This window comes from Candidatus Brocadia sp., assembly GCA_021646415.1.
Lineage (GTDB): Bacteria > Planctomycetota > Brocadiia > Brocadiales > Brocadiaceae > Brocadia.
The window spans coordinates 37,785-50,010 of sequence record SOEU01000009.1 but is presented as its reverse complement, the minus strand read 5'-3'; the positions used below and the strand labels follow the sequence as shown (position 1 = coordinate 50,010).

General features: G+C 40.3%; 8 protein-coding genes. All 8 read left to right on the top strand.

Annotated elements, in window-relative coordinates; genetic code table 11:
- The first annotated feature begins 3 nt into the window (after positions 1-3).
- The 8 genes from E3K36_08870 to E3K36_08835 all read left to right on the top strand — a co-directional run bounded on the left by E3K36_08870 (position 4) and on the right by E3K36_08835 (position 12,199).
- On the top strand, positions 4-1,668 hold the full coding sequence (locus E3K36_08870) for a hypothetical protein (protein MCF6155349.1): 1,665 nt from the start codon (positions 4-6) through the stop codon (positions 1,666-1,668).
- Between the two features lie 97 nt (positions 1,669-1,765).
- Positions 1,766-3,328: an SAM-dependent DNA methyltransferase gene (locus E3K36_08865; protein MCF6155348.1), complete on the top strand. Its 1,563-nt coding sequence runs from the start codon at positions 1,766-1,768 to the stop codon at positions 3,326-3,328.
- 215 nt (positions 3,329-3,543) lie between these two features.
- Positions 3,544-4,098 carry an ORF6N domain-containing protein gene (locus tag E3K36_08860; GenBank protein MCF6155347.1) on the top strand — a complete coding sequence of 185 codons (555 nt, stop codon included), beginning with the start codon at positions 3,544-3,546 and terminating at the stop codon, positions 4,096-4,098.
- A 788-nt stretch (positions 4,099-4,886) separates the two neighbouring features.
- Positions 4,887-5,579, top strand: coding sequence for a hypothetical protein (locus tag E3K36_08855; protein MCF6155346.1), 693 nt, complete (start codon positions 4,887-4,889; stop codon positions 5,577-5,579).
- Positions 5,566-7,524 (top strand): DUF2813 domain-containing protein, encoded by a 1,959-nt coding sequence (locus E3K36_08850; GenBank protein ID MCF6155345.1) that lies wholly within the window; start codon positions 5,566-5,568, stop codon positions 7,522-7,524. Before E3K36_08855 ends, E3K36_08850 begins: the two co-directional genes overlap by 14 nt.
- Before the next feature lie 104 nt (positions 7,525-7,628).
- The gene (locus E3K36_08845; GenBank protein MCF6155344.1) at positions 7,629-8,336 is read left to right on the top strand and encodes a DUF3800 domain-containing protein; all 708 of its coding nucleotides are present in this window, start codon (positions 7,629-7,631) and stop codon (positions 8,334-8,336) included.
- On the top strand, positions 8,336-8,827 hold the full coding sequence (locus tag E3K36_08840) for a hypothetical protein (protein MCF6155343.1): 492 nt from the start codon (positions 8,336-8,338) through the stop codon (positions 8,825-8,827). The genes E3K36_08845 and E3K36_08840 overlap by 1 nt, the downstream gene beginning before the upstream one ends.
- A gap of 129 nt (positions 8,828-8,956) precedes the next feature.
- A complete protein-coding gene (locus tag E3K36_08835) occupies positions 8,957-12,199 on the top strand; it encodes a type I restriction endonuclease subunit R (GenBank protein ID MCF6155342.1) in 3,243 nt (1,080 codons plus the stop codon).
- Positions 12,200-12,226 lie beyond the last annotated feature (27 nt).

Here is a 12,226-nt window from a genome sequence, read left to right as displayed (position 1 = left end):
ACTATGAATAAACCAAACAAAATCGTTATCATCGGTCTGGACGGCGCTACATGGGATGTTATTCATCCTATGATTCGGAAAGGGAAATTGCCCACATTTAAATATCTCACTGAAAACGGTAGTTATGGAAATTTAAACAGCACTATTCCCCCCCTCAGCGCCCCTGCCTGGACATCGGCCTTTACCGGTGTAAACCCCGGCAAACATAACATCTTTGACTTTTTCACCATCCGTAACGATACCTACGAACTCAGAAACATTACCTCCAATGATAGGAAAATCCCTGCCATCTGGAATATCCTTGATACCTATGGCATGACATCAGGCATCTTTAACATGCCCATGACCTATCCCCCTGAATCTGTTAATGGCTTTATGGTTGCAGGTCTTGGTACCCCTGATACAAACTCGGATTTTATATACCCGACGTCACTCAAAGAAGAGTTAAAACAATATTTACATGAATTGCAGTTCAGTATCGATGTGGGGACGATTATGGGTGGAAAGGAGGATGCCTTTATTGACAATCTCTATAAGGTCACCGACATGCAAGAAAAGGCTGTCCATTATCTCTACAATAAATACCAACCCGACTTTTTTATGGCGGTATTTGATGAATTAGACCGCTTACAGCATTTTTTCTGGCACCATATGGAGGCAAACCATCCGCTTCACGATCCTAAAAAATCTCAAAAATATAAAGATGCCATTGAAGATTACTACCAACATCTCGATATCGTTATGAAGCGATTTTTGGACACTCTTTCAAAAGATACCACCGTTATAATCGTCTCTGATCACGGGTTTGGCGGGCTTCACAAGGATTTTTACATCAACAAATATTTTTATGATATAGGTGTTTTAAAGCTTAAACCCAGACCGCCAGCAGCTTTTAATACCGAACTGTTGAGAACAATAAAAACTACCTTGAAAAAGTTTACATATAGAATGGGCATCGGACCATGGGTTAATCGTATCGTACCCGACTGGTTGAGGCTCAAGTCGCTTACCCCAACCGTTGATACTGGCCTTGGACGTGTTGATTGGTCGCAGACAAAGGCGTATTTTTGCTCCTTGTCCGGGCAGAATATCTGGATCAATCTCAATGGCCGCCAGCATGGGGGCATTGTGAAACCTGAAAAGGAATACGAAGCCCTCAGGGAACAGATAATTGACAAGTTGTACACCCTCAAAGACCCAAAAACATCAAAAAATATCATTCAAAAGGTCTGCAAGAGGGAAGAGATATATACCGGTGACTTCGTATCTAATGCCCCCGACCTGATTATTGACATGGCAGACGGGTATGTCATGCAGATCGGCCTTGCCTCAGAGATGCTCATGCCCGCCATGCAATACAAGCTCTATCGTTCCGGCTGCCACAGACAACACGGCATCTTCATTGCCATGGGTAAAGACATCAAGAAAAACCATCAAGTGCACCATGCAGAAATCATAGACATTGTCCCCACCGTTCTTTACTTATTCGACAAACAGATCCCCACGTATATGGACGGCAAGGTATTGACCGCTATATTGAATAAGGAGTTAAGAGGGGTTGAATACCAGGCTACCCAGATCAAAAGAACAGACACCATCCAAGAAATTTCCGAGGACGAAGAAGCAAAGATCGTTGAGCGGTTGAAGGGATTGGGGTATATGGGCTGATAAAACAGCAGAGCTTGAAATACTGAGTTGTGTTATATAAAAATACAGAGAAAAACTATTTTCAGCCAACAGTATGTTTGGGATAAAGGGATGAGACGTGACAAAAGGAAATAACAACGAGATCGAAAAGAAGCTCTGGGAGGCAGCCGACCAGCTCAGGGCAAATTCGGAATTGTCAGCCCAGGAATATTCCGTCCCCGTTTTGGGACTCATCTTTCTCCGTTATGCCGATCACAAGTTTACAGAGATTGAGAAAGAGATAAAGAAGTATCAACCCACCAGCAGCCGCAGAAAAATAGGCAAAGCGGATTATCAGGCAAAAGGAATTATGTACCTGCCTGATGAAGCCCGTTATTCCTATCTCCTGAATCTTCCTGAAGGCCGCAATATCGGCAAGGCTGTAAATGATGCCATGAAAGCCATCGAGTCAGAAAACGAAGAACTCAAGGGCGTCCTTCCTCAGACTTACACAAGGTTTGAAAACGACCTGCTTGTGGCATTGCTCAAACTCTTTTCCAGTATCCCCATGGATATCGAAGGTGACGTATTCGGGAAGATTTATGAGTACTTCCTTGGTGAATTCTCCATGAGCGAGGGGAAGAAAGGCGGGGAGTTCTTTACTCCTACCTCCCTCGTTAAACTCATCGTAGAAGTCATCGAACCCTTTCATGGAAGAATCTACGATCCTGCCGGAGGTTCCGGTGGTATGTTTGTCCAGAGCGCCAAATTTGTTGAACGGCACAAGAAAAGGGCAAGCAGTGAGATCATGGTATACGGACAGGAAAAGACGGCAGAGACCATGCGGCTTTGCAAGATGAACCTTGCCGTCCACGGTCTTTCGGGGGATATCAAACAAGGGAACACCTATTATGAAGACATCCACAATTCATTAGGAAAGTTCGAATTTGTCATGGCGAATCCCCCATTTAACGTAAACGGAGTTGATAAAGAGAAGTTAAAGGGAGACAAACGTTTCCCCTATGGCGTTCCCAAACCCGACAACGCCAATTATCTCTGGATACAAATATTTCTCAGCGCCTTAAATGAAAACGGCAGGGCTGGTTTTGTCATGGCAAATTCCGCAAGCGATGCCAGGCAGTCAGAACTTGATATCAGGCAGAAGATAATCGAATCTCATGTCGTTGATGTGATGATCGCCATCGGTTCAAACTTCTTCTATACGGTTACGCTCCCCTGTACCCTCTGGTTTCTGGACAAAGGAAAGAAAAAGACTGATCGCAAGGACAAGGTGCTCTTCATTGATGCCCGCCATATTTATAATCAGATAGACCGTGCCCACAGGGATTTCCTGCCGGAGCAGATAGAATTCATCTCCAATATTGTGAGGCTTTATCGTGGCGAAGAAATCGAGACAGAAAACGGAAGCGAAAAGCAAATGAAAGAACATTTTCCGAAAAACAAATATAAAGACATCGACGGCCTTTGCAAGGTTGCCACGATTGATCAGATAAAGGAACACTGCTATTCCCTGAATCCCGGGCGATATGTGGGCGTTGCCGAGAAAGAGGAAGAAGGGGTTGATTTCTACGAGAGGCTTGAAGAACTCAATGAAGAACTGGAACAGTTGAATGCCGAGGCACGGGAAATTGAGGACAGGATTGCGGAAAACGTGGCGAGGCTGCAGGAAGGGGCGCAATAGATGAATTCAATGTTCAAGGAGTTTCAATATTGAAGGGTGGCACGGACAAACTTGTTTGTCCGTGTATAACTTATACATAGACATAAAGGTGGGTTAAGCCTGTCCTGAGTTTGCGAAGGGCGCATGCGAACCCACCATCGGGAAAATGTATTGGTGGATTCGGTATAAAAAACAACGCATCAATCTACTATACAAACTCAAAACCGGAGAGGCAAATGGAAATAATTGTTCCTTTAGAGACGATCGAAAGAAAAATCTTTTTGATACGCGGCCAGAAGGTTATGTTGAGCACTGACTTGGCTGAACTTTACAGTGTAGAGCCGAAGGTTTTAATACAGGCTGTGAAAAGAAATATAGAGCGATTTCCCGAAGATTTTATGTTTCAGCTTACAAGTCAAGGGTTTATAAACTTGAAGTCACAAATTGTGACTTCAAGTTGGGGAGACATTCGACGTGCTACTCCCTATGCCTTCACCGAACAGGGTGTCGCCATGCTTTCCAGTGTTTTAAAGAGCAAGCGAGCCGTACAAGTCAATATCACCATTATGTGGGCATTTGTCAAACTGCGGGAATTGATCGTTTCAAATAAAGAGTTGGCAAAACACCTCGATGAGCTTGAGAAAAAATACGACGCACAGTTTAAAGTGGTGTTTGATGCCATTCGACAGCTTATGACACCACCGGAACCTAAAAAGAAGAAGATAGGATTCACGGTCAGGGAACGCAGCGCGCTGTACAGAACACGTAGCCGCAAAGCTATTAAAAGATAGCTTGTATCTCTTATCTTTGGTTTTGTGAAACACAAAACAGATTGCGTCTTATGTATGAAATACAAAATCTAGTAAGAAGGATGAGAACAACGAAGATGATGTTAATTTTTACGAAAGTCTTAACGAATCGAATAAAGTACTGGGCGATTGAACACCAGGACAAGAAAGCTTGAAGATAGACATATAGTAAATTTACTGGATTGATAAATGAAAAATAGTTCTGTAGTCTTAAAATCTTTAATTGCAGAATCAAAAGATGGCGAGTGGGGAAAGGAAGAACCTTTTGAATGTTCTATTTTTATGAATGTAATCCGTGGGACTGACTTTGAATCCGTCGAGATCGGTGATATAGATACTATTCTAACAAGATATATAAAAGAGGATATAGCTTGCAGAAAAGCATTGAAAGCAAACGATATTATTATAGAAACTGCAGGTGGCTCTAAAAATAAACCTACTGGAAGAACTATATTCATTAAAGATAAACTACTAAAAAGATTTAGTCTTCCCGTTACTTGTGCTAGTTTTAGTCGGTTTATCAGAATAGATTCTCAAATGGCTTATCCTCGGTATATATATTACTATCTCAAATATTTATATATAGCAGGACATATTTTTAAATATCATACGCAACATACAGGTGTTTCTCGGTTCCAATGGACAGTATTCTCCGAGAATAAAAACTGCTCGTACCAGGAACAAAAGTTCAACAGAAAATCGCCTCTATTCTTTCAGCCTATGATGACCTTATTGAGAACAACAACAGGCGGATTAAGATTTTGGAGGAAATGGCACAGGCTATTTACAAGGAATGGTTCGTCAATTTCCGCTTCCCGGGACATGAGAAAGTCAAAATGATTAAATCCGAACTGGGGATGATTCCTGAGGGGTGGGAGGTAAAAAAGTTAGGCAATATTATTGATTTTCAAAAAGGCAAAAAAGCAAAAATAATATATGAATCACCACAGCCAGAAACAATTCCTTACTTATTGATAGATGGTATTAGAAATCATTGTTTCTTATATACCAACGATAAAAATGTAGCAATTGCTAAAAATGACGACATTATCATGGTTATGGATGGTGCCAGTTCTGGACAAGTATTTATTGGTTTTCAAGGCGCTGTGGGTTCTACGCTAGGTATATATAGAATAAAAAAAGAGATTAATCATTCTCCCTACATTATCTACTATTTTCTAAAAAATAATTATAAATCAATTTCGGATAAGAACATTGGCTCTGCAATACCACATGCAAACAAAGAATATATTGCAACAATGAATATTATTATACCCAATCAAAGAGCCATCGGAATGTTTGATAGATTTGCGAGAGCAACCTTTAATCAAATTGATGTCTTACAACGCAAAAACCTCAATCTCCGCAAGACCCGTAACCTCCTCTTGCCAAAATTAATCAGTAGGGAGATTGATATTGAGAATGTGGATATTAAGGTGAACAATAATTATGTACCTATCTAGGCTTTATATAAAAAATTACCGTTCTATTAAAGAACTGGATATCCCATTCACAAAGGGGAAAAGTGTTATCATCGGGCGCAATAATGCCGGTAAGAGTAACATAATCAGAGCGATTGACCTAACTCTTGGTGAAAACACTCCGACATACCCAAAGCTAGAAAACATTACAACAAATGACTTCTTTACTTGGAAAGAAGAAATCGACGGTAAAACCATCATTAAATCTGCAGACGAATTATTCATCTGGTGTGAACTGACTAGAAATATAGGTGAGCCTCTTAATTACGATGAAATCTATAAATGTTATGGATTCTATATTTTTAGTGAAATCAATTCATGGGAAGGGAAAAGACCAGTAAAAATACCCGTGAGAATTTCAAATGATCACCTTCCGAAAACATACAGCGTATTATTCAATAAGAATGAAGACAATAGTGAAAAAGAATATATAAATCCCAAACTACGACATCAAGAAACTTTTGAAAATCAATTTAATGATAAATATTCTTTTGCTTTCGCTTTTTTGGCTAGGAAAGATGAAGAAGGAAGAATAGATAAAGATATACGTTTTCTATATCGAGAAAATAAAGACTCGCACTGGATATTATCCTTTAAAGCGCCGATTAGGAATGAGCTTTTGCAGAGTGCAATTATTCCTTCGTTTCGTGATCCTCAGAATCAATTGAGGATATCCAACTGGACATGGTATGGGAAATTGATGAAATATCTTACGTCTGAGCACGCCGAGTCAGATAGATTACAAGAAGCTTTCAAGAAAGTAAAAGAAGTTGCTGATGGGATATTTGAAAATGTAAGAGAAAAGGTTACCCAAACCACTTTGCAGGTTGCTTTTCCAGAAACAGAATTACATTTTCAGTTTAATGCTGACACCAAAATCGATATCCATAAAAACTGCCTTATATATGTAGATGATGGCTTTAAATCGCTTCTTACAGAGAAGGGTTCTGGAATTCAAAGCGCGACAATCATAGGTCTTTTTAATTATTACACACAATATGTGAATACTGTCACATCAGCTCTGCTTTGCATCGAAGAACCAGAAGTTTATCTTCACCCTCATGCTCGTAGGGTAATTAGTGATCGGCTGGATGAATTTTTGAATAATAATAAGAACCAAGTTATATTGACAACTCACAGCGTTGAATTTATAAGAACGGTTGGTGAAGACCTCAATATTGTTTTGGTCAGAAAGCATGGAGATAATACAGTCGCAGCGCCGATAAAAATAAAAAAGTATAAAGACCTTTTGATCGATAACAATCAAAATGAAATATTCTTTGCTGATAAAGTCGTCATCTGTGAGGGGTATGACGATTTTATATTACGTGCTGTTGCCAAAGAAGTGTACCCTCAGAAACTAGACGAGAGAAATATATCGATTGTTTCAGCCGGAAGCAAAGATAATATAAGTCGATTTGTGAAGTTGATTTTGGAGCTTGGACTAAAATGCTTTGTTTTCGCAGATTTTGATTATTTCTTGCGGGATAAAAAAGATGAGAGAAAGAAATACGGAGAAAATGTAAAAGCCCATGAATCAGTATCGAATTTGGGAAAAGAATTCTTTACACAGCCATACATATTCGGCGATGAGGGAACAAAAACTATATCTAGAATCGATAAAACTCGTAATGATATAAAGACAAAAAATGAAAAAGCCTTTTATACAAGCAAGAAAATATATGATGTTGCTGACAACAAGGAACTTGTCAGTTTGCTCAATGATTTACGGGCTAATGGAATATGTATTCTTGATGGTAAAATTGAAGATTTATCAAAACAAGCAGAACTCATAAGCTCAACAAATAAATTAAGTCTCGATAAGTTATTTGAAATCAATGTAAAGCTTGCTCAAGGCAGTAAAATGTCAGATATTTTTGATATTCGTGTAATATCAGAATTCTTAAAGGTAGTAATAGAGCGATAATGAGTAAAGCGGTCTATACAGAATCAAATCTTGTTGAACTTCCAGCAATTGAGTTATTCAATCCTCTTTGGCAGTTCAAATATTACTATGGTCGAGGCTAAATAATGAGCCAATTATACAACATCTATTGTGATGAAAGTTGCCACATGGAAAATGACCATTTAAAGGTGATGGTTTTGGGAGCGGTGTGGTGTCCAATAGATAAGGTAAAGGAAATCTCAATCCGTCTCCGGGATATCAAAAAAGATCATGGCTTTAATCCTGAATTTGAGATTAAATGGACTAAGGTTTCACCAGCTAAAATGATTTTTTATCGTGAAGTAATGGATTACTTTTTCGATAACGATAACCTACATTTCAGGGCATTAATTGTCCCTGATAAATCAAAACTAAGACATAAAGAGTTCCTCCAAAGCCATGACGACTGGTATTACAAAATGTACTTTGATATGCTGAAGGTAATTCTTAGCCCAAAATCTATTTATAGAATCTATCTCGATATTAAAGACACACGAAGCGCGGATAAGATTGCCAAACTGCACGATGTGTTATGTAATAACTTCTATGATTTTTCACGGAAAATCATTGAGCGTGTCCAGGCAGTGCGATCTCATGAAGTTGAAATATTGCAGTTGGCCGATCTTTTGATTGGCGCTGTTTCTTATACTAACAGAGGGCTTTCAGGTAACGCCGGTAAGGACACTCTGGTTACACATATGAAAGAACGCTCACAGTACTGTTTAACCAGAACAACGCTCCTCCGAGAAGACAAAGTTAATCTGTTTTGCTGGCATGCTTCGGAGACAGCCTAATGGAAAAACCTTCGTGGCTGCCTGGATTGGTACTTTTTGAAAATTATGGAGGCGACTGGCATCGTTATTTGGATGCCTTATACGATTTCTTTAAGAAAGACTTCATTGATAGTAAGCCAACTTTTGAAGGCAGGCGAGTCGGGCTGAAGCGCCATCCTGAATCACAGGGAAAAGAAGCCACCTTTTGGCATATGATCTCCGAGGGTAATACAGAGATTGAAAGATTGCCAGATATGCGAAGGTGCGAACGTATCCGCTGGCCTAGACCTATAATGGTGCATTCACGAGAAAGTGTTGTAAAGGTTTGGAAAAATGTCAGAGGACGTGAAATCAGGATATGTTTGTGGCTGGAATCCGTGGAATATTTGTTAGTTCTGGCAGATCGGAAAGACTATGTTTTACCATGGACGGCTTATATGGTAGATAAACCGCATAGAAGGCAGAAACTTCAGAAGGAATTTGAGGAATACTGGAAAAAACATAATCCATAAAAAGCTGAAGCCGCCCCCTTACGGGAACGGCTTCGTTACTCCTTCTACACGTGGTAGATGAGCTACTAAATAGATTAATTCACTCAAATAGATATGTCAAGAATTATTTAAAATATACAAGGAACGAAATTGGCCAATTACAGTGAATTATCATTAGTTGAACAACCCGCCATTGAACTCTTTCAATCGCTTGGATATGCCCACCTTGACTGCTTTCGTGAGACATTCGGTGAAAAGGGAACGCTTGGCAGGATTACTTCCACGGATGTTGTCCTCATCCCAAAGCTCAGAGAGTCTCTTATAAAGCTAAATCCGACCCTTCCAGCCGAAGCTATTAATCAGGCCATTGAAGAACTCATAAGAAACAGGAGTATTTTAAATCCAGCCACTGCCAACCGTGAAGTTTACAAGCTCATCAGGGATGGGGTAAAGGTATATGTAAACACCCTCACCCCTACCCTCTCCCAAAAGGAGAGGGCAAAGACTCAAGGCGATACCCTCACCAAAACCATCTCCCAGGAGGAGAGTGCAAGTGAAGAGTCTGTCGAAACAGTTCGGGTTATTGACTGGAATAATCCGGAAAACAACGACTTCTTTCTTGCCTCACAGTTTTGGGTCACTGGTGAAATGTATAAACGCAGGGCCGACCTTGTGGGGTTTGTCAACGGCTTGCCCCTTATTTTTATAGAACTGAAGGCAGTCCATAAAAAGCTGGATGATGCATTCAAGGATAATATCACCGATTACAAGGACGCCATCCCTCAGATATTCTGGTATAACACATTTATTATCCTCTCGAATGGCTCTGAGAGCAGGATCGGGACGATCAGCGCCGACTTTGAGCACTTCAGCGAGTGGAAGAAGATCAATAGCGAGGGTGAGGAAGGCGTTGTGTCTCTTGAGACGATTATCAAAGGCACTTGTGAGAAACAGAAGTTTCTTGATATCCTTGAGAACTTTATCCTGTATAAGGATTCAGGTGGTTCGCTTATCAAAATTATTGCTAAAAATCACCAATATTTGGGTGTCAACAACACGATAGAATCGTTTAAGAGGCTCAAGGAAAACCAGGGAAGGCTCGGAGTATTTTGGCATACTCAGGGAAGCGGAAAGAGCTTCTCCATGATCTTTTTCTCTCAGAAAATACTTCGAAAATTTGAGGGTAACTTTACATTTCTCATTGTAACCGACAGGAAAGAGCTTGATGAGCAGATATACAAGAACTTCGCCAGTGTTGGAGCGGTAACAGAACAGGAAGTCCATGCAGAGACCAGAGACCATTTAAAACTGTTATTGAGGGAAAACCACAGAAATATCTTTACCCTTATTCAGAAGTTTGGTACAGATGGTGGAGAGAAATTCCCAAAACTCTCAGACCGCTCCGATATTATTGTCATAACTGACGAGGCGCACCGCTCTCAGTATGATACCCTTGCCATGAATATGAGGACTGCCCTCCCCAATGCCGCTTTTATTGCCTTCACCGGAACTCCTTTGATCGTAGGAGAAGAACTTACGAGAAAGACCTTTGGCGACTATGTAAGTATTTACAACTTCAAGCAATCTATTGATGACAATGCAACTGTCCCTCTTTATTATGAAAACCGGATACCTGAGGTTCAGCTCAGGAACGAAGATTTTGGAGAAGACCTTGAGCGGATCATCGAAGCGGCGATGCTTTCCCCTGAGCAAGAAGAAAAGCTTCAGCGAGAATTTGCACGGCAATACCACATCATTACACGGGATGACCGGCTGGAAAAAATAGCCGAGGATATTGTAGTCCACTTTGTAAACCGAGGCTTTCAGGGTAAGGCAATGGTGGTATCCATAGATAAGCCAACCGCAGTAAAGATGTACGATAAAGTCCAGAGGTACTTGAAGAAATATATCGAAAAATTAAAAACAGATGTAAAGGAGTATTACGATACGCCCGTAGAGGCGCAAAATCTTGCGTCTCTACGGGAAAAAATCAGATTTATGGAAGAAACCGATATGGCAGTAATGGTAAGCGGGGAGCAGAACGAAATAGAGAAATTCAGGAAACTGGGGCTTGATATTGAAAAGCACCGCAGAAGGATGGTAAAGGAAGATTTGGCTGAGAAGTTTAAAGACCCTGCGAACCCATTCCGAATCGTCTTTGTCTGTGCTATGTGGATGACAGGCTTTGATGTCCCGTGTTTGTCAACCATCTACCTCGACAAGCCTATGAAAAACCATACCCTCATGCAGACCATTGCCAGGGCAAACAGGGTATTTGGCGATAAAGCGAACGGGTTGATTGTAGATTATGTGGGTGTATTCAGAGAACTCCAAAAGGCACTTGCAATATACGGTTCAGGGTCAGGAGGAGGGATTAAAGAGGGTGAAACACCAGTCAGGTCTAAAAGTGAACTGCTTATGGAGCTTGAGAAGGCCATTGCCCAGACTGAAGGCTTTTGTAAGAAAAAAGGAATTGATGTCCAAAAGATAATCAGCAGCGATAAACTTGAAAAAATCAAACTCATCACGGATGCCGTTGATGCTATTTTAGTCAATGATGAATCAAAGAGAAGATACCTCACGCTTGCTTCTTTGGTAAGTAAGTTGTTCAAGGCAATTCTTCCTGATCCACAGGCGAACAGGTTTTATGAAAAATGCACGATATTGACGGTGATAGCGGACAAAATTAAATCAATATCGGGTGAAGTTGATATAACCAATGTTATTGGGAAAGTAGAACATTTACTTGACGAATCCATAGAAGCAGAGGGATACGTAATTAGAGAACCTCATGAGCCTCATGGAAACCATATCATTGATTTGTCTCAGATTGATTTTAATGTATTACGAAAGAAGTTTCTTGAAGGGCAAAAGAACACGCAGATTGCCCGAATAAAAGCCGCAATCAAGTCTAAACTGAACAGTATGGTCAGGTTTAACCGGTCGAGGATTGACTTCCTGGAAAAGTTCCAGCAGCTTATAGAGGAATATAATTCAGGTGCAATCAATATTGAACTATTTTTTGACAGATTGCTTGCCTTCGTAAAGAAATTGAATGAGGAAGAAAAGAGAGGGATTGAAGAGAATTTGACGGAGGAAGAGCTTGCCTTGTTCGATCTTCTGAAAAAACCGGATTTATCCAGGAAAGAGACGAAGCAAGTAAAGCTTGCTTCTAAGGAATTATTGGATAAGCTGAAAAAAGAAAAGCTCGTGCTCGATTGGAGAAGGAAACAACAGGCAAGGGCAGATGTGCTTCTTACCATTGAGACGACACTTGATGCGAAACTCCCCCGAAGTTATACACCGGAACTGTATGAACAGAAATGCATTAGTGTATTCCAGCATATATATGATTCATATTATGGTGCTGGAAAGAGTGTTTATGCTGCTTAGGAACTTGCAGATATTATAATATAATGA